General features: G+C 66.7%; 29 protein-coding genes. 16 read left to right on the plus strand and 13 right to left on the minus strand.

Translation table 11 applies throughout. The features are described 5' to 3' along the window. Nucleotides 1–211: 211 nt before the first annotated feature. Entirely contained in the window at nucleotides 212–1,090 is an 879-nt protein-coding gene (locus tag ARC39_RS02660) for a LysR family transcriptional regulator (RefSeq protein ID WP_068110107.1), read from the plus strand. A gap of 5 nt (nucleotides 1,091–1,095) precedes the next feature. Then, nucleotides 1,096–1,983 carry a DMT family transporter gene (locus ARC39_RS02665; RefSeq protein ID WP_438273250.1) on the plus strand — a complete coding sequence of 296 codons (888 nt, stop codon included), beginning with the start codon at nucleotides 1,096–1,098 and terminating at the stop codon, nucleotides 1,981–1,983. A gap of 47 nt (nucleotides 1,984–2,030) precedes the next feature. Here the strand turns inward: ARC39_RS02665 and ARC39_RS02670 are convergent, their stop codons facing one another. Further along, nucleotides 2,031–2,396, minus strand: coding sequence for an ArsR/SmtB family transcription factor (locus ARC39_RS02670; protein WP_068109565.1), 366 nt, complete (start codon nucleotides 2,394–2,396; stop codon nucleotides 2,031–2,033). A gap of 91 nt (nucleotides 2,397–2,487) precedes the next feature. After that, nucleotides 2,488–2,685 carry an RSP_7527 family protein gene (locus ARC39_RS02675; protein ID WP_068109568.1) on the minus strand — a complete coding sequence of 66 codons (198 nt, stop codon included), beginning with the start codon at nucleotides 2,683–2,685 and terminating at the stop codon, nucleotides 2,488–2,490. A 221-nt stretch (nucleotides 2,686–2,906) separates the two neighbouring features. Here ARC39_RS02675 and ARC39_RS02680 point away from each other — a divergent pair, with 221 nt between their 5' ends. From ARC39_RS02680 to ARC39_RS02705, 6 genes are all read left to right on the plus strand, one after another. Further along, nucleotides 2,907–3,803, plus strand: a complete 897-nt coding sequence (locus ARC39_RS02680) for a DMT family transporter (RefSeq protein WP_068109572.1) — start codon at nucleotides 2,907–2,909, stop codon at nucleotides 3,801–3,803. Nucleotides 3,804–4,010: 207 nt separating this feature from the next. After that, nucleotides 4,011–4,391, plus strand: coding sequence for an AtpZ/AtpI family protein (locus ARC39_RS02685; RefSeq protein ID WP_068109576.1), 381 nt, complete (start codon nucleotides 4,011–4,013; stop codon nucleotides 4,389–4,391). 3 nt (nucleotides 4,392–4,394) lie between these two features. Next, nucleotides 4,395–5,144 carry a F0F1 ATP synthase subunit A gene (locus ARC39_RS02690; protein WP_068109579.1) on the plus strand — a complete coding sequence of 250 codons (750 nt, stop codon included), beginning with the start codon at nucleotides 4,395–4,397 and terminating at the stop codon, nucleotides 5,142–5,144. Nucleotides 5,145–5,206: 62 nt separating this feature from the next. After that, on the plus strand, nucleotides 5,207–5,431 hold the full coding sequence (locus ARC39_RS02695; protein ID WP_068109582.1) for a F0F1 ATP synthase subunit C: 225 nt from the start codon (nucleotides 5,207–5,209) through the stop codon (nucleotides 5,429–5,431). 84 nt (nucleotides 5,432–5,515) lie between these two features. Further along, nucleotides 5,516–6,100: a F0F1 ATP synthase subunit B' gene (locus tag ARC39_RS02700; protein WP_068109585.1), complete on the plus strand. Its 585-nt coding sequence runs from the start codon at nucleotides 5,516–5,518 to the stop codon at nucleotides 6,098–6,100. Next, nucleotides 6,100–6,660: a F0F1 ATP synthase subunit B gene (locus tag ARC39_RS02705; protein ID WP_068109588.1), complete on the plus strand. Its 561-nt coding sequence runs from the start codon at nucleotides 6,100–6,102 to the stop codon at nucleotides 6,658–6,660. Before ARC39_RS02700 ends, ARC39_RS02705 begins: the two co-directional genes overlap by 1 nt. Nucleotides 6,661–6,810: 150 nt before the next feature. Here ARC39_RS02705 and ARC39_RS02710 read toward each other — a convergent pair whose 3' ends face one another. From ARC39_RS02710 to ARC39_RS02725, 4 genes are all read right to left on the minus strand, one after another. Continuing rightward, nucleotides 6,811–7,098 (minus strand): hypothetical protein, encoded by a 288-nt coding sequence (locus ARC39_RS02710; protein WP_068110112.1) that lies wholly within the window; start codon nucleotides 7,096–7,098, stop codon nucleotides 6,811–6,813. 93 nt (nucleotides 7,099–7,191) lie between these two features. Then, entirely contained in the window at nucleotides 7,192–7,959 is a 768-nt protein-coding gene (locus ARC39_RS02715; RefSeq protein WP_068109591.1) for an FCD domain-containing protein, read from the minus strand. 183 nt (nucleotides 7,960–8,142) lie between these two features. After that, complete coding sequence (locus tag ARC39_RS02720; protein WP_068109593.1) at nucleotides 8,143–8,799, minus strand: YiaD family glycine zipper/OmpA-like lipoprotein; 657 nt, start codon at nucleotides 8,797–8,799, stop codon at nucleotides 8,143–8,145. Between the two features lie 106 nt (nucleotides 8,800–8,905). Continuing rightward, nucleotides 8,906–9,751, minus strand: a complete 846-nt coding sequence (locus ARC39_RS02725) for a bifunctional helix-turn-helix domain-containing protein/methylated-DNA--[protein]-cysteine S-methyltransferase (RefSeq protein ID WP_068110115.1) — start codon at nucleotides 9,749–9,751, stop codon at nucleotides 8,906–8,908. A 183-nt stretch (nucleotides 9,752–9,934) separates the two neighbouring features. Between ARC39_RS02725 and nth the strand changes: the two genes are divergently transcribed. The 3 genes from nth (at nucleotide 9,935) to ARC39_RS02740 (ending at nucleotide 11,911) form a co-directional block, all read left to right on the plus strand. Beyond that, nucleotides 9,935–10,576 (plus strand): endonuclease III, encoded by a 642-nt coding sequence (nth, locus tag ARC39_RS02730; protein WP_068109596.1) that lies wholly within the window; start codon nucleotides 9,935–9,937, stop codon nucleotides 10,574–10,576. Next, a complete protein-coding gene (locus ARC39_RS02735; protein ID WP_068109598.1) occupies nucleotides 10,573–11,565 on the plus strand; it encodes an adenosine kinase in 993 nt (330 codons plus the stop codon). The genes nth and ARC39_RS02735 overlap by 4 nt, the downstream gene beginning before the upstream one ends. A gap of 109 nt (nucleotides 11,566–11,674) precedes the next feature. After that, nucleotides 11,675–11,911: a helix-turn-helix domain-containing protein gene (locus ARC39_RS02740; protein WP_068109601.1), complete on the plus strand. Its 237-nt coding sequence runs from the start codon at nucleotides 11,675–11,677 to the stop codon at nucleotides 11,909–11,911. Nucleotides 11,912–12,880: 969 nt separating this feature from the next. Here ARC39_RS02740 and ARC39_RS02745 read toward each other — a convergent pair. Together ARC39_RS02745 and ARC39_RS02750 are read right to left on the minus strand one after the other, a co-directional pair. After that, nucleotides 12,881–13,285, minus strand: a complete 405-nt coding sequence (locus ARC39_RS02745; RefSeq protein ID WP_068109607.1) for a DUF3052 family protein — start codon at nucleotides 13,283–13,285, stop codon at nucleotides 12,881–12,883. Nucleotides 13,286–13,288: 3 nt separating this feature from the next. Continuing rightward, nucleotides 13,289–14,107 (minus strand): sulfotransferase family protein, encoded by an 819-nt coding sequence (locus ARC39_RS02750; protein WP_068109611.1) that lies wholly within the window; start codon nucleotides 14,105–14,107, stop codon nucleotides 13,289–13,291. A gap of 140 nt (nucleotides 14,108–14,247) precedes the next feature. On the opposite strand from ARC39_RS02750, the gene ARC39_RS02755 reads away from it, so the two are divergent. Next, nucleotides 14,248–15,825, plus strand: a complete 1,578-nt coding sequence (locus tag ARC39_RS02755) for a DUF5928 domain-containing protein (protein ID WP_068109613.1) — start codon at nucleotides 14,248–14,250, stop codon at nucleotides 15,823–15,825. A 21-nt stretch (nucleotides 15,826–15,846) separates the two neighbouring features. Further along, a complete protein-coding gene (locus ARC39_RS02760) occupies nucleotides 15,847–16,230 on the plus strand; it encodes an HIT domain-containing protein (RefSeq protein WP_068109616.1) in 384 nt (127 codons plus the stop codon). Nucleotides 16,231–16,322: 92 nt separating this feature from the next. On the opposite strand, the gene ARC39_RS02765 is transcribed toward ARC39_RS02760, so the two are convergent. Together ARC39_RS02765 and ARC39_RS02770 are read right to left on the minus strand one after the other, a co-directional pair. Then, nucleotides 16,323–17,375: an ATP-binding protein gene (locus ARC39_RS02765; protein WP_068109619.1), complete on the minus strand. Its 1,053-nt coding sequence runs from the start codon at nucleotides 17,373–17,375 to the stop codon at nucleotides 16,323–16,325. Beyond that, entirely contained in the window at nucleotides 17,376–18,323 is a 948-nt protein-coding gene (locus tag ARC39_RS02770) for an ABC transporter ATP-binding protein (protein ID WP_068110118.1), read from the minus strand. A gap of 115 nt (nucleotides 18,324–18,438) precedes the next feature. On the opposite strand from ARC39_RS02770, the gene ARC39_RS02775 reads away from it, so the two are divergent. The 3 genes from ARC39_RS02775 (at nucleotide 18,439) to ARC39_RS02785 (ending at nucleotide 20,535) form a co-directional block, all read left to right on the plus strand. Next, nucleotides 18,439–18,627 carry a zinc-finger domain-containing protein gene (locus ARC39_RS02775; protein ID WP_068109622.1) on the plus strand — a complete coding sequence of 63 codons (189 nt, stop codon included), beginning with the start codon at nucleotides 18,439–18,441 and terminating at the stop codon, nucleotides 18,625–18,627. A 198-nt stretch (nucleotides 18,628–18,825) separates the two neighbouring features. Then, nucleotides 18,826–19,329: a hypothetical protein gene (locus tag ARC39_RS02780; RefSeq protein WP_149866282.1), complete on the plus strand. Its 504-nt coding sequence runs from the start codon at nucleotides 18,826–18,828 to the stop codon at nucleotides 19,327–19,329. A 225-nt stretch (nucleotides 19,330–19,554) separates the two neighbouring features. Continuing rightward, complete coding sequence (locus ARC39_RS02785; protein ID WP_068109627.1) at nucleotides 19,555–20,535, plus strand: DUF3179 domain-containing protein; 981 nt, start codon at nucleotides 19,555–19,557, stop codon at nucleotides 20,533–20,535. A gap of 102 nt (nucleotides 20,536–20,637) precedes the next feature. Here the strand turns inward: ARC39_RS02785 and ARC39_RS02790 are convergent, their stop codons facing one another. From ARC39_RS02790 to ARC39_RS02800, 3 genes are read right to left on the minus strand one after another with little or no spacing between them, the layout of a single operon-like run. Beyond that, nucleotides 20,638–23,337 carry an MlaD family protein gene (locus tag ARC39_RS02790; RefSeq protein ID WP_068109630.1) on the minus strand — a complete coding sequence of 900 codons (2,700 nt, stop codon included), beginning with the start codon at nucleotides 23,335–23,337 and terminating at the stop codon, nucleotides 20,638–20,640. Then, a complete protein-coding gene (locus ARC39_RS02795) occupies nucleotides 23,334–23,987 on the minus strand; it encodes a paraquat-inducible protein A (protein WP_068109633.1) in 654 nt (217 codons plus the stop codon). Before ARC39_RS02795 ends, ARC39_RS02790 begins: the two co-directional genes overlap by 4 nt. Further along, nucleotides 23,980–24,675 carry a paraquat-inducible protein A gene (locus ARC39_RS02800; protein WP_068109636.1) on the minus strand — a complete coding sequence of 232 codons (696 nt, stop codon included), beginning with the start codon at nucleotides 24,673–24,675 and terminating at the stop codon, nucleotides 23,980–23,982. Before ARC39_RS02800 ends, ARC39_RS02795 begins: the two co-directional genes overlap by 8 nt. Nucleotides 24,676–24,740 lie beyond the last annotated feature (65 nt).

Consider the following 24,740-nt stretch of genomic DNA (forward strand, 5'->3'; position numbering starts at 1 on the left):
ATGTCTCTTCCCTGGTTCCGGGTTGACGATGCTCCAGATACGCACCGGCGGCGGGTTTCCGTCGCCGCGATTCCGGAAAGAGCGCCGATGCCGGTCAAGCGGCCGTCACTCGATCTCACTTTTTGCAGAGGGGACTTCCACACCGCCCCGCAATCTGTTCATGTGCGCACGAATTTTTTGAGGCATGCAGTATGGGTTCGACTATATGACGGTGGATACCTGGGACGAAATCAGAACATCTTTTCACGTGGCCAAGCTGGGAACGGTGTCCGGCGCCGCAGACGCGCTCGGCGTTCACCACGCGACGGTGATCCGCCACGTGGACGCGCTTGAGGCGCGGCTCGGCACCAAGCTGTTCCAGCGCCACGCACGCGGCTACACCCCGACCGAGGCAGGGCTCGACCTGCTGCAGGTGGCCAGCGCCACCGAGGATCAGTTCACGCAGCTCGTGGGGCGGATCCGGGGGCGCGGCTCCGACGTGGCCGGTGAAATCATCGTCACGTCCCTGCCGTCTCTTTCGCCGCGCCTCGCGCCGCTGCTGCGGGAGTTCATGGAGGCTCATCCCGATATCCGCGTGCGGTTCCTCACCGATCACCGGCTGTTCAAGCTGGAATACGGCGAGGCGCATGTGGCGATCCGGGCGGGGGTGAAACCCGATCAACCCGACAATATCGTCCAGCCCTTCCTGACCGAGCACCAGACATTGTTCGCAGCGCGGGACTATGTGGACCGGTACGGGCCGCTCGTGGACGGCGCCTGGGAGGATCACCGGTTCGTCGGACCGGACGAGATGAACAGCCGGGCCCCCTTCTTCCGCTGGATGGGCGAAACGATCCCGGCGAGCCGGATCGTCTATCGCGCCTCGCAATATCGCTCGATGCTCGACGCGATCCGGGCCGGGGCCGGGATCGGTTTCATGTCCGTGCCCGACGGCCGCGAGGATGACACCCTCGTCGAAATGATGGAGCCGCGCGAGGATTGGGTCAGCCAGCTCTGGCTCGTCACGCATGTGGACCTGCACCGCACCGCAAAGGTGCAGACCCTGGTGACCTTCCTGAAGCAAAAAGTTCGGGAGTGGGAAGAAGCGTGAGCCGGGTGAAAATCCCCGGCCAGTCGCGCCGTGGTCATCTGGCGATGCTGCTCTTTTCCGCACTGGTGGCAGGGTCCTTCAGCCTGGGCGCGATGGCGGCCGGAGAGATCGCGCCGACCGCGCTGAATGCAGCGCGTTTCATGATCGCGGCGGTCATCATCGGCATATTCGCGACCGCCACCGGCCGTCTGCACCGGTCGGCATTCGCCGCTCCGTGGCGATACCTGATCCTGGGCGGTCTGTTCTCCATCTATTTCGTGGCGATGTTCGAAGGGCTGAAGACCGCGCCGCCGGTCTCTGCCGCAGCGGTGTTCACGTTGACCCCTCCGATGGCCGCGGCCTTCGGGTGGCTATTGCTGCGGCAAGGCATGTCCCTGCGCGTTGCCCTGGCCCTGGCGATTGGCGCGGCGGGGGCGCTCTGGGTGATCTTCCGTGCCGACTGGGAAGCGCTCTTTGCCTTTCGCATCGGCCGGGGCGAGACAATCTTTTTCTGGGGCTGCGTCGCCCACGCGGCCTATGCGCCCATGGTGCCCCGGTTGAACCGGGGTGAATCGCCGGACGTTTTCACGTTCGGGACGCTCGTTGCAGCGGCGCTGTTGCTACTCGTCTACGGTTGGGGGGATATCGTCGCGACCGATTGGGGCGCGCTGCCACGGATCGTCTGGATCACGCTGCTCTATCTCGCGGTCATTGCCTCGGCGATCACGTTCGTTCTGGTGCAATACGCCGCGCTTCGCCTGCCGGCGGCCAAGGTAATGGCCTACACCTATCTGGTCCCGACGTGGGTGCTCGGATGGGAAATCGCGTTCGGTAGGCCGGCGCCGCCCCTGATGATCATGGCGGGCGTTGCGCTGACCGTGCTGGCCCTCGTGCTCTTGCTCGAAGCGGATTAGCCGGGGCTCAGCCGGATCACGGCGCGCGGATGCCGGGCCCAAAGCGGTTATTGACCGGGCAGCTCGCCTCCTGGGGACAGACCATCGCCGTCCGGCTGCAGCTCGGTCTCAAGAAACCGCTCGAACGCATCCAGGTTCACCGGTTCGAACTGACCGAACCCCTGCATCCAGACCGACGCGTCCCGCAAGGCATGGGGTTCGAGCTTGCACCATTTCACCCGCCCGCGCTTCTCCTGGCTGATCAGCCCTGCGCGCGTGAGGATCGTCAGATGTTTGGAAATCGCCGCGAGGGACATCTCGAACGGGTCCGCGACATCCGTCACGGCCATGTCGTCTTCCAGCAGCATCGACAGGATCCTGCGCCGGGTCGGGTCCGACAGTGCGGCGAAGATGGTATCGAGCGACGGTTGCATGGGCGCCAGTCTACGCCCGGGCAGGAGCAGGGGGAAGGGAGCAGGCTGCGCCAGCGCATGGAGCGGCCGGCGCAGTCCTGAATGGTCTCTGTCAGGCCGCGGTTTCGGCCGGCTTCACGGATTTGTCCGCGCGGAAAAAGCTCACGATGCTGCGACGCAGCGCGGCAGCGCCTTCTGCGATCGCTTCGGCACGAAGCTGGGCGGCCTGTCGTTCGATCTCAACCAGGTTGAACTGGTCGAATTCCTGAATCTCGGCGTTATCAAAGAGTTCGAGAGTATACTTCGTCATGTGAGTCATCCTTTCACTGTTCGCGCCTCCACGGCCAAGATAGATCGTTATCGCTAACGGCAGTAGCGCCGGCAGGAGCATTGCCGCATTGCAGAGAGGGCATGTCGCCGCAGTGCGGCGCTGCATGTCTGTGCATTGCGTCAGATCCCCGCACGGGAAATGCGCAAGTTTCGGGTGGCGCCGCCGCATCGGTCTTGCGATGCAGGCGGCAGGAGGCTGCCATGGCGTTCAGAAACTGGCTCATCGTTTTCGTGCTCGGTATCGGCTGGGGCGCGTCGTTCACGTTCAACGCGATCCTCTTGCGGGAGGTCGGCCCGCTGGCCGTGTCCTTCCTGCGGATCGCGTTCGGGGCCGCAACCTGTTGGGCCTGGGTGCTGGCGCGAGGGAAGCCCGTGCCTCGGTCTATGCGGTTTTATGGGCAAGCACTGGTGCTCGGGGTTCTCAACTACGCGATCCCCTTCGCGGTCTATCCGATTGCGCAGCAATACATCGCAAGCGGCGTCGCCGGCATCGTGAACGCGATGATGCCTATCATGGTGGTGATCGTCTCGCATTTCTGGCCGGGCGGCGAACGTGCCACGCCTGCGAAGACACTCGGTGTTCTGTTCGGGTTTGCCGGAATCGTCGTGCTCACGTTGCCGGCATTGCGCGGCGGGGTATCCAGCGAGGTCGGTGCGATCCTGTTCACGTTGCTGGCGCCGGTCTGCTACGCCGTGGCGATGAACTACCTTCGCCGCCTGCACGGGGTCGACCCCGCCGTCGTTGCCGCAACCGCCCTGACAACGGGCGCGCTTTTCATGGCGCCGGCAATGCTGGCAATGGAGGGTCCGCCCATCATCGCGACACCCGCAGGCGTGGTTTCCGTGCTCGGGCTCGGCGTTGTTCTCACGGGGGTCGCCTTCATCGTGCTCTACGCGATCATCCCCCAGATCGGCGCCACGAACGCGTCGATCGTCACGTTCATCGCACCGGTTTCCGCCGTTCTGCTCGGCCATGCGCTCTTGGGCGACGAGATCGAGACGGCGCATTTGGCGGGAATGGGCATGATCTTCCTGGGCTTGCTGGCCATCGACGGACGCCTGTTGCGGCGCTACCTGCGCGGAACGGTCCCGAACTGACGCGGTGATTTTCGGAAAGATCAACCTTTCGGTTGAATTTGGCGTCGCGTGTCGTGAGCGGTCCGGTTGGAACGCGCGTTCTGACGCATGGAAAAATTATCGTTATTTTTCAATCTATTGCGGTCGTTTGCGGCCGCAGAATACCCAATTGACTCCGGGCACTCCGATTGCCTAGTGTCCGCGTCAATTGTCGGAGGACAGCTCCTATTGGCAGACAACAGCGACAGTGAGCGGCTGCGGCGGCTCCACGAGAAAATCGCGGCGGCCAAGGGTGAGGAAACGCAAGGCTCGATGGCCGCCGACAAGTATTCCCAGGCAAACATCGCCTGGCGGATGGTAACAGAGCTTGTGGCCGGCATCGTGATCGGCCTTGGCATCGGACTGGGGCTGGACGCGCTTTTAGGCACGAAGCCCATCATGCTGGTGCTGTTCATATTGCTGGGCTTCGTGGCGGGCGTGAAGACGATGATGCGCACCGCGAGCGAGGTCCAGAAAGCACAGGTGGCCGAGGCCGCCAAGGAAACACAGGCGGCACGCGCCGCGGACGACAAGCAGGCGGCCCCGGCCGCCAGGGACGAAAGGGACTGACACGTGGCAGACGAAGCACACGGCGGCGGCATTTCCATCCACCCGATGGATCAGTTCGTGGTGAAACCCCTGTTCGGCGGCGACACGGTGCATTGGTACACGATCACCAACGTGACGCTCTGGATGGCGATTACCGTTCTGGCCGTGGTCCTGCTGCTGGTCGTCGGCTCCCGGGGCCGGGCGATCATCCCGACCCGCGCCCAGTCCATGGCCGAGCTTGCCTACGGCTTCGTCTACAAGATGGTCGAGGATGTGGCCGGCAAGGACGCGCTGAAGTTCTTCCCCTACATCATGACGCTCTTCATGTTCATCGTCTTCGCGAACATGCTGGGCCTCCTGCCCATGGCCTTCACCACCACCTCGCACATCGCCGTGACCGCGATCCTGGCGCTGGCCGTGTTCATCACCGTCACCGTCGTCGGCTTCGTGAAGAACGGTGCGAAGTTCCTTGAACTCTTCTGGGTCAAGTCCGCGCCGCTGCCGTTGCGCCCGGTGCTGGCGGTGATCGAGATCATCTCCTACTTCGTGCGCCCGGTCAGCCACTCCATTCGTCTTGGCGGCAACATGATGGCCGGCCACGCGGTGATCAAGGTGTTCGCCGGTTTCGCCGCCGTCACCGCCATCGCGCCCTTCTCGATCCTGGCGATCACCGCGATCTACGGGCTCGAAGTCCTCGTGGCCTTCATCCAGGCCTATGTCTTTACCATCCTGACCTGCGTCTACCTGAAAGACGCGCTGCATCCCTCGCACTGAGGGCGGCAGCCGGGATACCGAATACCAGAAACATCAACTTCCAATCGCAAGGAGAAATCACAATGGAAGGCGATCTCGCACACATCGGCGCAGGCCTCGCAGCTATCGGTTCCGGCGCTGCCGCCATCGGGGTGGGCCACGTGGCCGGCAACTTCCTGGCAGGCGCCCTGCGCAACCCGACCGCCGCCGCCGGTCAGACCGCGACGCTCTTCATCGGCATCGCCTTTGCGGAAGCCCTGGGCATCTTCTCGTTCCTGGTCGCGCTTCTGCTGATGTTCGCCGTCTAAGCGACTTCCCGAGATCCTTGCCGCCAGGGGGGCGGGCCGATCCGTCCGGCCCCCTTGGTGAACTTCCAGATCCAGGAGGACAGCATGGCAGGCGACAGCCACGCAACCGAAACGACGGAACACGCGACCGACGCCGCGCACGGAGCCGCTGACGCTGCACACGCAGCCGAGGGCGCCGGCATGCCGCAGCTGGACTTCTCGACGTTCCCGAACCAGATCTTCTGGCTGATCGTGACCATCCTCGCGATCTATTTCATCCTGACCAAGGTCGCCCTGCCGCGCATCGCGAGCGTGCTGGCCGAACGGAACGGAACCATCACGAATGACATCGCCGCCGCCGAAGAGCTGAAGCTCAAGGCCGTGGAGGCGGAGAAGGCTTACCAGAAAGCCCTGGCCGAGGCGCGTTCCGAGGCGCAGAAAATCGCCGCCGAAGCCCGCAGCGCCATCAAGGACGAGCTCGACGTGGCGACCGCCAAGGCCGATGCCGAGATCGCTGCCAAGTCGGCCGAATCCGCGGCCCGCATCGCGGAGATCCGCGACAGCGCCCTGGCAAGCATCGAAACCGTTGCGAAGGACACCGCCGGCGAAATCGTCTCCGTCCTCGGACGCCCGGTCGACGCCGAGGCCGTCGCCGCATCGGTGGACGCCCAACTGAAGGGAGGCGCGTGATGCGCAAGTCCATCCTGACCGCCGCCCTGGCGCTCGCCGCCGCGCCGGCCTTCGCGGCCTCCGGCCCCTTCTTCAGCCTGGCGAACACCAATTTCGTTGTGCTGATCGCCTTCCTCGTCTTCATCGGCATCCTGTTCTACTTCAAGGTGCCGGGGATGCTCTTGGGGCAACTCGACAAGCGCGCGGCGACCATCCGCTCCGAGCTTGATGAAGCCCGCGCGCTGCGCGAAGAGGCGCAGACCGTTCTGGCCGATTTCGAGCGCAAGCAGAAAGACGTGGCAGAGCAGGCCGAACTGATCGTCACCCAGGCCAAGGCCGACGCCCAGGAAGCCGCGAACCAGGCGAAAATCGACCTTGAAAAGTCGATCGCCCGCCGTCTGCAAGCTGCGGAAGACCAGATCTCCTCGGCCGAGGCCAACGCGGTCAAGGAAGTCCGCGACACTGCCATCAACGTGGCCGTCGCCGCTGCGGCCGACGTCGTTGCCAAGGGCATGAGCGACGCCGATGCCACGGCGCTGATCAACGAAAGCATCAAGGTCGTGGAAGCGAAGCTGCACTGAGCGGCGCCCGCGCCACGGACCCGAACGGTATCATGCAAATGGCCGGCGCTGTGCGCCGGCCACTTTCGTTTTCACGATTGCCATGTGGCCGATCTCGCGTGCGGAGAGGGCGCCGTCGCGGCCCATCGTCCCGCCGTATCGGCCGCCCCTTCAGTTGTTCCAGTCGGCAATGACGTCATAGCTTTCGGCGGCCGGTTCCATCTCCAGATACTCGGAAAACGCGCCCCAGAGCGCCTTGACCTTCGCAGCGGTCTCTTCGCTCATCTCCGGATTCGTGGTGAGGGCCACGACGTACCCCTTGCCGTCTCCGTCGATCACGTTGATGAAATGCGTCATCCCCTCCAGTTCCATGATGCGGCTCTTCAGACCGTCCATGATCGCCGTCGTCGCCTCCCGCGAGCCCGCCTTCATCTTGTACGGTGTGATACGTGCAAACATCTCCATCCCCCCTGGTTTCGGTCATTGTTGTCGCGCTGGGCCGTTGACCCGGCGTAACACTAGCACGAAACGCGGAGGAATGCGCCTTGTTGCTCAGGTCCTTGCCGCGTGGTCGAGGCGTTGGCGGGCGATGCTCTCATTGCGCTCCGTTCTGCGCTGATCGAGCATGGCCTGTTCCACGAAGTCCAGATGGCGCTCGACCGCCGCGCGCGCACCCTCCGGCGACCGTTTGAGGATCGCGTCGTGAATGGCGCGATGCTGGTCGAGAAGCGCATCGCGCGTGCTTCGCTGCCGGAACATCGCTTTTCGATTGTAGAAGACACCCTCCTGCAGAAGCGCGTACATGGCGCGCATCATGTGCAGTGTCACGAGGTTGTGCCCCGCCTCGATGATCGCCATGTGAAACTCTGCATCCAGTCGGGATTCGTCGTTGCCCGAACGCCGGCGGTGCGCCTCTTCCATCTGCCGGAAAATCTCGCCGATCACCGCGTGATCGGTCTCCGAGCCCAGTTTCGCGGCGCGCTCCGCCGCCAGCCCCTCGATGTCGCGGCGAAAGGCGATGCAGTCGAAAACGGCCTCGTCGTGGGTGGAGAAAAGCCGGATCAGCGGTTCCGAAAAAGCCGGTCCCAACACGTCGGCCACGTATATCCCGGCACCGGCCCGCCGCCGTATCAGCCCGTGTGCTTCGAGGTCTGACAAGGCTTCGCGCAGCGACGGGCGCGAAACGCCGAGCCGTTCGGCAAGCTCGCGCTCCGCCGGCAATCGCTCGCCGGGGTGCAGGATACCGCGCAGGATCAGGAGTTCGATCTGCTGTACGACGGCATGGCTGAGTTTTTCGGATTCGACGGGCGTGAATGGCATTGGCGGCCTGTGGGATTGGTCAGATTATCTGACCACCATTCGGCCGGATGGGCAAGCGCCGCGCCTCGAAGGTGCCGCACCGTTCACACCGCGAATGGATTTCGGCCGGCCCCTCGGGGGGCCGAACCGGCCGGAGCGGGCGCGCGCCCGGACACTGCGGCGCAGGTCCGGGCGCCCCGCGTGTCAGGCGCCCGTGGGACGGATGAGGATGTCCACGCGCCGGTTCAAGGCGCGGCCTTCGTCGGTGAGGTTGGACGCCACCGGCGCATCCTCGCCGCGACCCGTGGCCGAGAGCCGGTAGGCAGCCACGCCATTGGCCGTCAGCACCTGCGAAACGGAGAGGGCACGGCGCTCGGAGAGGTCCTGGTTGTGGGCCGCGTCGCCGGTATTGTCGGTGTGGCCGATGATCTCCGCATTGGTGTCCGGATACTGGTTGAGGTTGCTGGCCAGCGCGGCGAGATCGCCCTGCAAGGAGCCGCTCACCACCGCACTGTCCACCTCGAACAGGATGTCCTGCGGCATCGTCACGACGAGCACGTCGCCCTGGCGGTTGATGATGATGTTCTGGTTGCCGATGGACTGGCGCAGGTCTTCGGCCTGCTTGTCGAGCTGGTTGCCGAGCAGCGCGCCCGCCCCGGCGCCCACCGCCGCGCCCACCAGCGCGTTCTTCGCCGCATTGCTCCCGCCGACCGCAAGTCCGGTCGCGGCGCCCAGGATACCGCCGGTCACGGCGCCCTGTTGCGTGTAGTTGGAATCGGGGTTCAGCCGGGCCGGGTCGGTGCAGGCCGCAAGCGCCATTGCGCTGCACAGCGTCAGGACGACGGGAAGCCGAATAGTCATGCTCGAATGCCTCTTGTTTTTTTTACTGGCCCGATTCTACGCCACAGGAATCGCAGAGGCACCCCTTTTTGGCGCTGATTTGCAGCGAGACCGGCAAAAAAAGTGCCTATCCGGCTTCGGCGCGGGCCGATTCCCAGGCGAGCAGGGCGCGTTTGACCGGCAGGCCCCAGTGATACCCGCCCAAGGCCCCGGATTTCCGGATCGCCCGGTGGCAGGGGATCAGCCACGAAATCGGGTTTCGCCCCACCGCCGTGCCGACCGCGCGCACGGCCTTCGGGTGGCCGATGGCGCCCGCAATCTCGGAATAGGTGGTGACATGCCCGGTGGGGATCGTGAGCAGCGCCTCCCAGACCTTGATCTGGAACGGCGCGCCGATGAGGTAGAGTCGCGCCTCGCCCGTCGTCTCGCCAAAGGCGGCCTGCACCCACGGGCGCAACGCTGTCGGATCTTCGGTGAACGTGGCGTCGGGCCAGCGTGCGAGCAGGTCTTCCATGGTCACCTCGGCGCCCGCCTCGGCCGCGAAACCGATGCCGCAAATGCCCTTCTCCGTGGCCATCACGAGGGCAGGGCCGAAGGGGCTCTCGAACCAGCCCCAGAAAATCTCCAGCCCCGCGCCGCCCTTCGCGAACTCCCCCGGCGTCATCGCTTCCCACCGCAGGAACATGTCGTGCAACCGGCTGCTGCCGGAGAGGCCCACGGCGCTGGCCGCTTCCAGCGTCGTGAAGCGGTCGCGCAGCAATGCCTTGGCATGCCCGAGCGCGAGGTATTGCTGGTATCGCTTGGGCGACACGCCGACCCACTGGCTGAACAGGCGCTGGAAATGCGCCGGGCTCATCTGCATCCGTCCGGCCAGCGCGTCGAGCGAGAGCGCCTCGCCCGCCAGTGCGGCGGCGTCGATCTCCTCGAGCGCGCGGCGCATCACGTGGAAGTGGTAGCTTGTTTCGGCGGTCATGGTCTCGGCATCCTTCATGACCCGAACCTAGGCGACGGCGCCCGCCCGCGCGACCCGTTTCCTGCGCCTTCTCCCGTGCGCCGCCTGTCTGGCGAAGGTAAGCCGAACGTCCCGCGGCCGGCATCGTGTTGCATCCCGCGCCGATCCGGCTAAACCCGGGCGACGGCGGTGCGAGGCAACCAGATGGCAAAGCAGCTACCCTACGGGACGATGCGGGAAATCTTCGAGCGGTTTCGCGAGAGCGAACCGGAGCCGAAGGGCGAGTTGGAGCACACCAACGCCTATACGCTCCTCGTCGCCGTGGCGCTTTCCGCGCAGGCGACCGACAAGGGCGTGAATCGCGCCACGCGCGACCTCTTCGCCAGGGTCTCGACACCGCAGCAGATGCTCGACCTCGGCGAGGAGGCCCTGATCGCGCATATCAAGACCATCGGGCTTTACCGCAACAAGGCGAAGAACGTGATGAAGCTCTCGCGCATCCTGGTGGAGGAGTTCGACGGCGAGGTGCCCAATTCCCGCGCCGCGCTGGAGAGCCTGCCCGGTGTCGGCCGCAAGACGGCCAATGTCGTGCTGAACATGTGGTGGGGGATGCCGACGCAGGCGGTCGATACCCATATCTTCCGCGTCGGAAACCGCACCGGGCTCGCGCCGGGCAAGGATGTCGTCGCCGTCGAACGTGCCATCGAGGACAACGTGCCCGCCGACTTCGCCCGCCACGCGCATCACTGGTTGATCCTGCACGGGCGCTATGTTTGCAAGGCGCGCAAACCCAATTGCGCGGTCTGCGTCATCGAAGATCTTTGCCCGAAGGAGGGCGTTGAATGAGCCCCACCTACCAGGTTGCCGGCATCGGCAATGCGATTGTCGACGTGCTCTCCCATTCCGACGACAGCTTTCTCGACATCATGGGGATCGAGAAAGGCATCATGCAACTCATCGAGAAGGAGCGCGCGGAGATCCTCTACGCCGCCATGGACGAGCGCAAGCAGGCGCCCGGCGGGTCGGTGGCCAATACGCTGGCCGGGCTCGGGCACCTGGGGCTGAAGACCGCCTTCATGGGGCGGGTGCATGACGACGCGCTCGGGCGCTACTACGCGCAGGCGCTGGATACCGACGGCACGGATTTCGTCAATGCGCCGGTGCCGAACGGCGAGCTTCCCACCTCGCGGTCGATGATCTTCGTCTCGCCGGACGGGGAGCGGTCGATGAACACCTATCTCGGCATCTCCGCCGAGGTCGGCCCGGGCGATGTGCCCGAGGCGGTGGCGGCGGGGGCGGAAATCCTCTTTCTCGAAGGCTACCTCTTCGACAAGGACAAGGGGAAAGAGGCGTTTCTCAAGGCCACGCGGCTCTGCAAGGCGGCCGGCGGGCGCGCCGGTATCGCGCTATCGGATCCGTTCTGCGTGGACCGTCACCGGGCGGATTTCCGGCGCCTCGTGGCTGAGGAGATGGACTACGTCATCGGCAACATCCACGAATGGTCGTCGCTCTACCAGACCGAGGATCTGGAACGGGCGCTCGCCCATGCCGCCGTCGATTGCGGCCTCGTGGTCTGCACGCGCTCCGGCGAGGACGTGGTCCTGCTGCGCGAGGGCGAGCGCGTGGAAGTGCCGGTCCACAAGGTGACGCCGGTGGACGCCACGGGCGCGGGAGACCAGTTCGCCGCCGGGTTCCTCTACGGTCTCAGCACCGGCCGCGACCTGGAGACATGCGGGCGCATGGGTGTGATCTGTGCCGGTGAGGTGATCGGTCACATGGGGCCGCGCCCGCAGACCGACACCTACGACCTGTTCCGCCAGGCCGGCCTCGTCTGACGCCAACCGCGTGTCACCCCCAGGAGAAGCGGCTGCTGACAGGCTTGTACGCCGTGTAGCGACATCGGACATTGGGGTTGATTTTTGCGCCTTTGGGTGCCATTCGGCCATGATGAAGATCGGTGAAGTCATTTCCCGCGCACGCCGTGCCGCGGGTCTGAAGCAGAAGGAACTGGCCGCCGCAGCGGGCGTGCACGTTCAGACACTCAAGCGTCTCGAAGGCGGCGCCGGCGCGGGCTATTCCACGGTGCGGGCACTGGAGAAGGCACTGGCGAAATCCGGCGCCACCTGGCACGAGGTCGACGGGGGCTACGAGCTCAAGGTGAAACTGAAGTCCAAGGACTGACCCGACACCGTCGCGCGGGACAAGGCCGCCGGGCCGCCGCGCATCGCCCACCCAAGATCAGCCTTTCGTCCCGGTTCTCCGCAACCCGCGCGGAACAACGGCCAAAGGCCGCCGCGCATCGCCGGTCCGCCCCCCGGGCCGGCGATTGGGAGGCGTCGGCGCACCGCTCGGAGGTCATTCGAGAAGACAGGATAAATCACGGTTGCCCCGACCTTCCATCGCCGCCCCACGGACCGGCAATGCCCGGCTCGCGAATGGCACAACCCGATTGCTCCACCGCACCCGATCCGCCTCGTTCGGCTGCTCCTCCGCAACCCGCGCGGAGCAAAGGCCGAAGGCCGCCGCGCGTCGCCGGTCCGCCCGCACGGGCCGGCGATTTGGGGGCCGTCTGCACGACGCTCGGATGTTATTCGGGAAGACAGGATAAATCACGGTTGCCCCGACCTTCCATCGCCGCCCCGCGGACCAGCAATGCGCGGCTCGCGAAAGGCACAATCCAATTATTCCACCTCACCCGATCCGCCTCGTTCGGCTGCTCCTCCGCACCCCGCGCGGAGCAAAGGCCGCAGGCCGCCACGCATCGCCGGTCCGCCCGAACGGGCCGGCGATTTGGGTGAGGCGTCGGCGCGACATTCTGAGGTCCTTCGGCGTGGATGGATAAAGAGCTGTTGCTCGGAGGGTGAAGCGTCGCCCCACGGACCGTCAATGCGCGGCTCGCGAAAGGCACAACCCGAATACTCCACCTCACCTGATCCGCCTCGTTCGGCTGCTCCTCCGCACCCCGCGCGGAGCAAAGGCCGCAGGCCGCCGCGCATCGCCGGTCCGCCCCCCGGGCCGGCGATTGGGTGAGGCGGGCGCACCGCTCGGAGGTCATTCGGGACCAAGGGAATAAATCGCTGCTGTTCGGAGGGCCGGTCGACGCCCCGCGGACCGGCGATGCACGGCGGCCCGATCCTTCTACGGGCGATTTCAGCGCAGCTCCTTGCGGATCACCAGTTTCAGGCCGGACCACACCTCATCCACCGCGCAGACCTTCACATCCACGAGGCCCAGCGGAAGCGCGATCTCGCGAATGACGTCTTCGGTGACATCGGTGGGGACCTTCGAGGCCCGCTTGGGCCAGGAGACCCAGATCATGCCGTGGCGATCCATCGCCGCGAGCGCCTGTGCAATCAACGTCTCCAATGCGTCCCGGCGGGCGGCGAAAAGGTGGATGAAAGCGGCGCCCGCGACGGGGGCATCGCCTGTCCGAACCCCGCGCCCCATCTCCCCCAGCATCTCGACATAGCCCTGTGGCGCCCCGACCGCGACGGAAAGGTCGCCGACCCTGAGGCCCAGTTTCTCCGCGAGCGGCTTGCCGGAATAGCCGGCCATGGCTCACTCCCCCAGCTTGGCGTGCACTTCGTCGAGGTCGATCTCGCCCACCGGCATCTTGTTGGACGGGTCGTCGAAATCGTAGCGGAAGAGGTCGAAGTCGGTTTTGTACATCTCGTAGACAAGGTGCATCGACAGGTCGTCGAAATAGGCTTCCACCGGATGCGCCCGTTTCGGCCCGTGCCCCTCGCTCTCGTTGAAACGCGGGATCTCCGCCAGCGTCACCGGGTGCGGCGTCTCCACGGCGTCGAGCACAATCTGCATGCCCTCGTTGAAGGCTTCGGTCCAGAAGATCCGGTCGTAGCGTCCGCCGTTGCAGATGAAGGTCGAGACATGGCCGGACATGGCGGACCAGTGGATGTCCGGGTCCATCGGGCGGCGATAGCGGATCGTGTCGCGGGCGAAGAGCAGAAAGCGCCGGAAGCTCCGGATCTGGTCGAACTCGAACCCGGTCTCCGGGTCGCCCACCTCGATGCCGTATTTCTGGATCAGGAGCGGGACGAGGTTGCCCCGGTAGCGGCGCCCGTTGCGCTGGATGCCACAGATCTTGTCGAAGAACGACGACAGGATGCGCGTGTAGGGATTGCGCACGCAGGTGAAGGCCAGCGACCGGCGGTTGCGGATATTGTCCGCGATCGGCTCCTTGCTGCGATCCTGCGCCCACTTGTGAAGGCCGGACTCCGCGTCGTGAATGTCGCCGTCGTAAAACCGGCCGTGGTCGGAATAGAACATGATCTGGCCGATGGTCGAGCAGGCGCATTTCGGCACCACGCGATAGACCATGCTCTCGCTTTCCGTCATCCATGTGCCGGGAAATCCCATTGGCGCCTTCCTCCTCGTCGGGTCAGCCGCCCGTCGCCTCTTGCAATACCGCGAAAAAATCAAACAAACCTTGTCAATACAATGGCCCCCGGCGTTATTTGCGGGAGAGCAGTGCCGCAAGTGGAACGGATACCACCGCAATGGTTCAAATCGGCTACATCCTTCTTTGCCACAGGGACCCGGCGGCGATCGTCGCGCAGGCCCGGCGGCTGACCGCGGCCGGCGACTGTGTCGCCATACATTTCGACGCCCGCGCGCCACGCGCCGATTACGACGCGCTGCGCAAGGAACTCGGCGACAACCCCAACGTGGCATTCGCGGCGCGGCGCCTGCGCTGCGGCTGGGGAGAATGGTCGCTCGTGGCGGCCACGCTGGAGGCGGTCCGCGCGGCGCTCTCGGCCTTTCCGGAGGCGAGCCATTTCTACATGCTGTCGGGCGATTGCATGCCGGTGAAATCGGCGGAATACGCGCATGAGTTTCTCGCCGCCGAAGATGCCGACTACATCGAATCCGAGGATTTCTTCGAAAGCGGCTGGATCAAGACGGGCTTCTGCGAAGAACGGCTGATCTACCGCCACTACTTCAACGAACGCGAGCGCAAGCGTCTGTTCTACGCGAGCTACGAGGTGCAAAAGCGGCTCGGCCTGACACGGCGCATCCCCGAGGACCTGCAGATGATGATCGGCAGCCAGTGGTGGTGCCTGCGGCGTGCGACGCTCGAGGCGGTGCTCGATTTCTGCGCGCAGCGGCCGGACGTGATGCGGTTCTTCTCCACCACCTGGATCCCCGACGAGAGCTTTTTCCAGACGCTCGTGCGCCATCTCGTCCCGCGTGACCAGATCCGCTCGCGCACGCTCACCTTCCTGATGTTCACCGACTACGGCATGCCGGTGACCTTCTACAACGACCATTACGAGCTGCTGGTCGGACAGGACGCGCTCTTCGCCCGCAAGATCAGCCGCGAGGCCGACGCCCTGAAACGGCACCTCGGGCGGCTCTACGCGGCAACGGGGGAGCGGTTCGAGATATCCGGCGAGGGGCGCAGCCTCTACAGCTTTCTCGCCGGGCGCGGCCGCGAGGGACGACGCTTCGCGCCCCGCTTCTGGGAGAGCGAGGGCAGCCTCGGGCGCGACAAGGAACTGCTGCTGGTGGTCTGCAAGAAATGGCACGTCGCCAAGCGGCTGGTGGAGGCGGTACGGCAGAATACCGGGCTGTCCGCCCTCGACTATGTCTTCAACGAGGAAGACACCCCGATGCCCGACCTCGGAGGCATCGAGCGCGGGCTGGAAAAACGCATGCGGCACCGCCGCGTGCTCGCCAACATGCTCTTCGGCGTGATGGAGACCGACCGGCTGCTCCTGTGCCTCGACCCCTCGATGCTGGACCTCATGCAGGATTTCGAGGCCGATCCCTCCATCACCCGTGTGCTGGAAATCGATTGCACGCTCGACGATGACTGGCTCCTCGGCCATGCGCAACGCGTCGGGCTCATCGGGCCGGCCCCGTCCGACCAGGCACAGGCGCAATTGCTGCCGGCGATTCGCAACGGCGTCGCACACGAGATCGAGCGTATGCGCGACGCCGGCTTCTCGCATCTCCACCGGATACGGCAAAGCGCTGCGGCGGAGGAGAATGCGGTGTCGTTGTCGGCATTCCTGTCTATACCGATGGAGACGGCGCGCGAGATCGCCGCCACCGAACACCTGTTTGCCGATTGAGCGGAGCGGAGGGACCGGCCCATGGCCTATGAATACGACGACCAGAACATCTTTGCGAAGATCCTGCGGGGCGAGATCCCCAACAACACCGTACTGGAGACGGAGCATTCGCTCGCCTTCAACGACATCGCGCCGCAGGCGCCGGTGCACGTGCTGGTGATCCCGAAAGGGGCTTATGTCTGCTACGACCACTTCGCGCTGGAGGCCACCGACGAAGAGATCCTGGATTTCACCCGCACCGTGGGAAGGGTCTGCAAGGCGCTCGGCGTGCAGGCGGATGCCGCCGGCGACGGTTGCCGGCTGATTGCCAATGCCGGCGTGCACGGGGTGCAGGAAGTGCCGCATCTGCATGTGCATGTGCTGGGCGGCCGCATGTTGGGGCGGATGCTCGCACCGGCCGAATAGCGGCCTGCGCGGACCATCGTCAGGCGTGCCGGTTCGCCCGGCTCAGGTGGCACGCCATACCAGCCCGCATTCTTCGCAGCGCCGTCGCCCGGTCAGGTCTGTCGTTCCAGCCGCGCGAAAATCTCGACAACCGCCGCGCGGGCGCGCTCGAAATGCGCCGGGCTCTCGGCCGCGTAGTGATCGAAACTCGGCCCGGCGTTCACTTCGAGTATCACGGCGCCCTCCGGCCCCCGGCCAAGGTCGGGGCTGAGGATGTCGACACCGGCGAAGGTGAGCCCAAGGCTGCGGGTCGCGGCAACCGCGAGGTCCTCGGCTGCCCGTGGCAATTGCCCGGTCAGATCCCGCAACTGCCCGCCGGTGGAGAGGTTCGCATTGTCGAGAAGCGCAACCGTGGCGCCCTCGGGAAGAACGCTCTGCGGCGTCAGCCCCTCGGCGGCAAGGCGCCGCCCAAGGCGGGGGTCGTCGGGCAGCAGTTTCCGGCCCTGATGCTTGCCGGCCAGATCGGCAAGGGCACGGTCGAGCAGCGCCGCAACCGTGCGCGTGCCGTCCCCGACAAGCGAGAACGGGCGCCGCTCATAGGCGAGGATCACCCGGTCCTCCAGCACAAGCAGGCGATGGTCTCGGCCCTCGATGCGCGGCTCGATGCGCAGCTGGTCCTCGCGGGCGAACCCCAGCTCGATATCCCGCGCCAGATCTTCCGGCGTGTGGGCCACCGAGATTCCGCGGCCTTCCTCGCCGCGATTGGGTTTCACGACGACGGGGTAGCCGTGGCGTTCGGCAAAGGCCCGTGCCGCCTCGGCGCCCGGCAGACGGCCCGCGACCCGCGCATTCTTCAGTGCCCGCTCGGCGCAATGCCGGGGCGAGAAGATGACCTGTCCGGCCGGCGCCGGAAGCCCGGCTGCCGTGAGCCAGCGCGCGGTGTAATCCTTGTCGCCCGCGAGCCCCGCCGCGGAATCGCGGTTGAGCCCGAGCGACTTGCCGAAAATCGGCCTCGGGTGGCCGCCGGGCGGGGTGTAGCGGCCCACGTAGCCGTGGTCGGCCTCCAGTTCCAGGTGGCCGCCCCGCGCCGCCGCGGCTTCCGCCAGCAGGCGTCGGTTCATCGAACCGCCGGGGGGCGGGGAGCGTTCCGGAGTGACGAGGAGCATTCAGGCAGCCTTCCCCTGTCCTGTCCGGGTCAATGCGAGAAAGACGTCCTCCAGATGCGGCTCTTCGGTCGCCACGTCCTGAATCCGGATGCCGGCCTCCCGAAGCGCATCGAGCACCTGCTCGGCGGTGACCTTCCCCCGGCGATAGGAAAACGCCAGCGCCCCGTCGGCGCGCCGTTCCAGCTCCACCCCATCGGGAAGCGCCACCTCGCCGGATGCCGGTTCCGCCGGATGGATCACCAGCGTCTTGGCGTCGATCTGGCCGATCAGCCTGTCGGTCCGGTCATGGGCAATCTTCCGGCCGTCATGAATGATGGCGATCTCGTCGCACATCTCTTCGGCCTCTTCGAGGTAGTGGGTGGTGAGGATAATGGTCATGCCCCGCGCGTTCAGCTGCCGGACGTTCTGCCAGAGCATCTGGCGCAACTCGATGTCGACCCCCGCGGTCGGCTCGTCCAGCACCAGCACTTGCGGCGCATGGACCAACGCCTTTCCCAGCAGCAGCCGCCGGCGCATGCCGCCCGAAAGGGTGCGGGCATAGGCATCGGCCTTGTCCGTGAGGCCGATCATTTCCAGGATTTCCTCGGTGTGCCGCTGGGCCTTCGGCACCCCGTAGAGGCCCGCCTGCGTGTCGAGCGACGCGCGCGCGGTGAAGAACGGGTCCATGTTCAGTTCCTGCGGCATCACCCCGATCGCCGCCCGGCTCTGACGCGGGTTCACATCCTGGTCGAACCCCCAGATGCGCACCGTCCCCGCGGATTTCTGCACCAGCCCCGCCAGGATGTTGATCAATGTGGACTTGCCGGCGCCGTTCGGCCCGAGCAGGCCGAAAATGCTGCCGGTGGGCACCGCGAGGTCTATTCCGTGCAGGGCCGTCTTCGGCGCCATCGTGCGATCTCCGGAATAGGTCTTCGTCAGGCCCTCGATTTCGATCGCGTGTTCGGTCATATGCGGCGCTCCGGCACTTGCCCGGGACCGGGCGTTCCCTATGATGCCGCGAACGTAAGCCGTGCCAATGGCCGCGACAAGGCGGCCGCTCGAAAGATCCCGCAGGAGCCAGATCATGAGTACCCTACCAGAACCGCCCGAGGTCGAGACCGTGACCGCCAAGCGCGTGGCCTGCGACGGCGGCGAAGGGGCGCTCGGGCATCCGCGTGTCTGGTTGAGCCTCGGCGCCGACGGCAAGGTGACATGCCCGTATTGCGACAAGCTTTTCATTCTCGCGGACACGGCGCCGGGCGGCAGCGCCTGATCCCGCGCGTTGCAGCGGGAACACCAGAGTGACACCCGTCCGCGCGCAGGTGACAAAGACCTATCTCACCGGCCCAATCGCCGATATGGTGACACGCGAAGATCCTGTCGAATGTCAGGCAGGTATCCGCAATGCGGTCCGACGTTCGGGGTCGGGTCCGGGACGTGACGGATTGGGCGGCCATTGAAGGAGGCGGAATTGCTGGGGATGACGAATTCAGGCGAGACGGCGGCAAAGCGCATGCAACCATCGCAATCGGATGTGGGAGTGCCCGCACGGCGGTTCGCCGGATCGCGCGCGCTCCTTCGCGGAACGGCGATTCTGGCCCTTGGCCTGGGCCTCTCGGCCTGCGACTACCCCGACGAGACGACCCGTGCCTTGGTCTACCTGCCGGACGGCACGCAGCGTGTCTCCGCCCGCGCGGAACGCGAAGCGCAGCTTCGTACCGGCACCTACCGCGACGATGCGCCGGAATTCACCGGCGCGCCGGGTCCGCACGGCGAGCATCCCGCCTACGTGCCGTCGCGCGGCAAGACGGTATTCCGGGACGATTTCACCACCAACAATCCGGACGCCCAGACGGCCACCGCCGCACAGGTCCGGGCGGCCACGACCGATACCTTCGACACGACCGTGTCCGTTATCGAGCTCGAGCAGGCGTCCGACGGCCGCTCCTACGTCGTCCTCGAAGAAGGCCGGTAGAGGCGCACGACCCGCGCCGTGGCCTGCGTGCGGCATTCGACCGCCCTCAGGCGGTGCGCGTGAGCTGACGTCGCATCGCGCGGCCGGAGTTCCGCTGGCGCCGCCGGCACCTCGGCCCGGCACCTCCGCGCGGCGCGCACGATCCCTGAACCCTGTGTGAACAGGGCTGGCCAAGCCGCCCGTGCCCTGCGACCCTTTGCACCTGTCGAAGGGAGGGATCGCGCCATGGGCTTCATTCCACGTGTCTCGGCGGTGTTGACGGCGGCATTCGTCTGGATGTCTGCCTCCACCGCCTCAGCCGACCCGTCAGCGTGGCAGCGCGAGTGGCCGGACACCGATTTCTCCCGGACCGCGCTCGATGGCTGGGGCGAGATCGTATCCGGCGGCCCCCCGAAGGATGGCATTCCCGCCCTCAGCGATCCCAGCTTCCACCGCGCGGCGGACGAATCCCGCATCGGCGCCCGCGAACCGGTGATCACGGTGGAGATCGGCTCGGCCGCCCCGCGCGCCTACCCGATCCGCTACCTGACCTGGCACGAGATCGTCAACGACACGGTCGGCGGCGTGCCGGTCGCCGTCACCTTCTGCCCGCTGTGTAACTCCGGCCTCACCTTCGACCGGCGCGTCGGTGGGCGCACCCTCACCTTCGGGGTCTCCGGCAAGCTGCGCAATTCGGACATGGTGATGTACGACCGCGAGACCCAGAGCTGGTGGCAACAGGCCATCGGCACCGCCATCGTCGGGCAGTACACCGGGGCGGAGCTTCGGCAGCTTCCCACGTGGATGGAAAGCTGGGCCGAGTTCCGCGCGCGCAACCCCGACGGACTCGTCATGGCGCAACCGGCGTTCAACCGCGCCTACGGCCGCAACCCCTACGCCAGCTACGACAGCTCCCGGCGCCCGTTTCTCTACGATGGGGAGATGCCGCCGCACGGGATCGAACCGCTGGCGCGCGTTGTCCGCGTCGGCACCCGGGCCTGGCCGGTCGCCCGCCTCGCGGCCACCGGCGAGATCCGCGAGGCCGGCGTCACCCTCTCCTGGCGCCCCGGGCAGGCCTCCGCGCTCGACACCGGCCAGATCGCGCGCGGCCGCGACGTGGGCTCGATCCGCGTGCGCGACGGGCAGGGCAGGAATGTGCCCCATGACGTGATGTTCGCCTTCGCCTTCCACGCCTTCTACCCCGACGGGCGCTGGATGCTGGAGTGATCCCGGCGCGGAGGCCCGCGCCACGCCCGCAGGCGAAGCCTGCCCGGCCCAACGGGAGGAGGGGCATCTTCGATGCGCCGACGACGGGCGGGAGGGCGCCGGCTACTTGCCGGTGAGCAGCGCGTTGGGCTTGCGCTCCAGCGTCCTTGCGAGCGAGCGCACCGCCTCGGCGGCGCGGGAGACCTCCCGCATCGCGTTGCGGGTCTCGCGGTTGAGCGCCCCGCTCTCGGCCAGCCCCGCCAGCGCCTGGTTGGCCTGCCGCAACACCGCTTCGGCCTCCGCCACGAGGCCGGGCAGGTCGTCGGTGATCTGGGCCACCGCGCCTGCCGCCTCCCGCGCCGAGGCGAGCGTTGCATTGACGTTCTCCACCGTTCCGCCGGCGCGCAGTTCGTCGAGCGTCGCGCGGACCTGGTCGAGCGCCGCGCTCAGGCTTTCCGGCAACGCCCGCGCCGCCTCGGTGCCGATCAGCGCATCGGCGCTCTCGACCAGCGCGGTGACCTCCTCCGCCAGCCGGTCCAGCTCCATCGTCTCCGCCTGGGCTGCAACCGCGTCGATCCGCGCCACCAGGTCGGGCACGCCCGCGACGGCGTCCGTCACGCTCGCCGCGGCATCGCCCGCCGCCGCCAGGGCGGTCTCGAGCTGCGCCGCCGCATCCGTCTCGTTGAGGCGGCCGAGCAGCGATGTCACCTCGGCGATTGCCGAGTCGAGGCCGGAGAGCGAGTCGCCCAGCTGTGCCGGCAAGGCCTGCGCGGCCTCCGTTCCGAGGATCGCGTCGGCGCTGTCGATCAGCCCCGTCGCCCGCGCGAGCAAGGCGTCGAGGTCCAGCGCCTCGACATTGGCCGCCACCGCCTCGATCCGTTCGATCAGGTCCGGCACGCCCTCCATGGAGGTCGACACATCCGCCGCCGCCGCGCCCGCGGCCTCGATGGCCTCCGCCAGCCGCGCCGCCGCGTCGCTCTCGTTGAGATTCGCCAGCAACGCCGTCGCTTCCGTCACCGCCGCGTCCACGTCGCCAAGCGCATCGTTCAGCCGCGCGGGCAGCGCCTGCGCCGCCTCGCCGCCGAGTATCCGGTCGGCGGAGTCCACGAGCCCCGTGGCCTGCGCCAACAGCGCTTCGAGGTCGAGCGCCTCGGCCTTCGCCGCGACCGCCTCGACCCGCTCGATGAGCGCGGGCACCTCTTCCACCGCGGTCGCGACTGAGGCCGCCGCCTCTCCGGCGCTCTCCACCGCCTCCACCAGCTTGGCGATGCCTTCGCGCGTCTTGAGATCGTCGAGCAGTGTGATGAGCTCGTCGGAGATCCGGCCGAGCCGCTCGGGCAGCACCTTGAGATCCTCGGAGCTGAGAACGCCGCGCAGGTCAGTCACCACGCCGGTGATTTCCGCCGGCAGCGCCTGTATCTCCTCGTTGGAGACAAGGGCCGCCGCGTTCTCCATGAAGGCGATGGCGGAGTTGAGAAGCTCTTCCACGGGCAGCTCGTTGACCCGGTTCAGCAGACCCTCGGCAGAGGCTCCCACGCCCTGAAGGTCCGCCGCCACGCTGGGAAAGATCGGGTAGGGGTCGGCATCCCGGACGAAGGTCGCCGGGGCCGCGTCCGGCACCCGCAGCATCTCGATCTTCAGCCCGCCCGCCAGCAGCGACGCCTTCGTTAGCCGCGCGCGCCAGCCCTCGGCCACCGCGGCCTCGAAGAAATCCAGGATCGCCTCGGCATCGGTGGCATCCGAGCCGAGCTGGAGCTGGTCCAGTTCGATGGACAGCACCACCACCAGCCGCACGCGATCGTCGCCGAACTGCGCCTCGTCGACCTTGCCGGTCAGCCCGACGACCTCGCCGATCTGAAGCCCGCGCAGCGTCACCGGCGCGCCCACGGTCAGGCCGTTCACGTTCTCCTCGAACACCATGGCGATATCCACCGTGCCGCCATCGGGGCCGGCGCCTTCGAAGAGGCTCGTGCGGGCGTCGTCCTGGGACGCGAAGACGGCGAATTCCGCGCCGTTGTCCACCGGCGTGCCGCCGGAGACGACGGTTTCGAAGCTGATGCCGCCCGAGATCAGCGCCGCGAGGCTCTCCACGCTCACCGACGCGCCGCCGGCGCCTAGGTTGAACGAGAAGCCGGAGGCATCCCAGAACCGGCTGCGGCTGGTCAGGAGCTGGTCGTGGGGGGCCTCGACGAAGGCCTCGGCGGTGATTGTCACGCCGTCGGGCGAAAGCTTCGGGCGCCCGAGCCGCCCGACCTCCAGCCCCTTGTAGAGGATCGGCGTGCCCTCCTGCAGGCCGCGCCCGGTGTTCGAGCTGAGCAGGATCCGCCGCCCTTCCTTGTCGGGCCGCGCGACCGGCCTGACCTCTTCCCCGACGAAATGCCGGGTGAGGCCGCCGGGCTCACCGTCCCAGCTCCCCTCGATGTAGACGCCGCTCAGCACCGTGTTCAGCCCCGAGATGCCGCGCGCGGAGACCTCTGGCTGCACCACCCAGAAAACCGCCTCGGAATCGACGTAGGCTTCGACTTCCTTGTCCAGCCGGACATGCGCGATGATGGAATCGAGCCCCGGCGCGAACGTGACCTCCTCGACGACCCCGACCGAGACCTCGCGGAACCGCAGCTGGGTTTGCTCGGCAACGATTCCGGCCGCGTTGGTGAAGGCGATCTCGATCAGCGCCCCGCGGTTCTGCAGGCTTTGCCAGGCGATGCCGAGCGCGATGGCAAGCGCCGCCGCCGGGATGATCCAGACGATGGAGACCCGCTCCATGAGGCTGCGCCGCGCGGGCTTCACCGGGGTCGTGGGGATCTGGTCGCTGTCGGTCACGTTGGGCTTACCTTTTCATCATCCGGAGTGCGGTCCAGGCTGTCCCAGATCAGTCGGCTGTCGAAGGACCGGGCCGATAACATGGTGAAGATGACCGAGAGCGCGAAATTCAGGGCCGCCGGGCCGGGATTGATCGAAACCACGACGGACAATTGCACGAGGGCGGAAAGCACCGCGACCACGAAAACGTCGATCATCGACCAGCGGCCGATGAATTCCACCAGCTCGTAGAGCTGGGTCCGCCGCAGGTGGCTGCCGTGCCAGCGGTTCTGGACGGAGAGCGCCAGGTACCCGACGGCGGCGAATTTCCCCATGGGTATGGCCACGGAGGCGATGAGAATGACCAGGGCGACGGGGATCGCGCCATGCAACGCCAGCGTGATCGCCCCGCCGACGATCGTGTCGCCCGAGGTCTTGCCCATGAAGGTCGTGTTGAGCATGGGGAAGAGGTTCGCCGGGATGTAGCAGATCAGCCCCACGCACCACCACGCCCAGACCCGGCTGAGGCTCATGTGGTCCCGCGAGGTCAGCCGGCCGCCGCAGCGCGCGCAACGCTCGGTGCCGCGCGGCCAGACCCGGGTGCAATGGGTGCAGGCCACCAGCCCCGCCGCGCGGGCGGTCAGCGGGCTGTGCGCGTGCGCCTCAGCCATGGGCCACGTCCCGTACCGCGTCGTCCTGCGAAATACCGGCCTCGGCCTCCTCGGGGCCGGCCTCTTCCAGCGCATGCCAGACCGACCAGCGGCACAGCGTCCCGTCCTGCAGAATGCTCACCACGACGAGCGCGGCGAAAAGCCAGAAGGCCGCTCCCAGTTCCACCCGCGCAAGGTCGGCCACCTTCACCAGCGCGACGCCGACGCCGAGCACGAAGATTTCCGCCATCGACCACGGCCGCAGGTCTTCGGACAGCCGGAAGGCCGCCCGCGCGGCCGGCAGCGGCGGACGCCCGATCATCAGCGGGCCGAGAACGTAGATCAGCAACAGCGCCCGCGCGATCGGCACGAAGATGATGAGGGCCATCACGCCCACGGAAAGCGCCACCATATGCGCCTTCGAGAAGGACAGCGCCGCCTCGTAGATCGATGTCGCGTTGGACAGCCCGTTCGCCTCGATCTTCAGGAACGGCATGAACAGCGCCGTGATCAGCAGGATCAGGATCGCCAGCGCAAGCGCGACGATCCGGAAAATCGCCCCCTCGACCGGCGCGATCAGCACCGTATGGCACCGCGCGCAGACCGCGCGCTCGCCATTCTGCGGCGCGTGGACGCGATAGAGCGCGTCGCAGGTCGGGCAGGCGATCAGGTCGTCCAGGTCCCTGTGGGAATGTGCGGCTCGTGTCACGGGGTCTCGCTGCGCTGCATCGGGCGCACACTATCATCCCCGCGACACGGCGCAATGGGCGGGCG

The organism is Tropicimonas marinistellae (assembly GCF_001509585.1).
In the GTDB taxonomy this organism is placed as follows: Bacteria; Pseudomonadota; Alphaproteobacteria; order Rhodobacterales; family Rhodobacteraceae; genus Tropicimonas; species Tropicimonas marinistellae.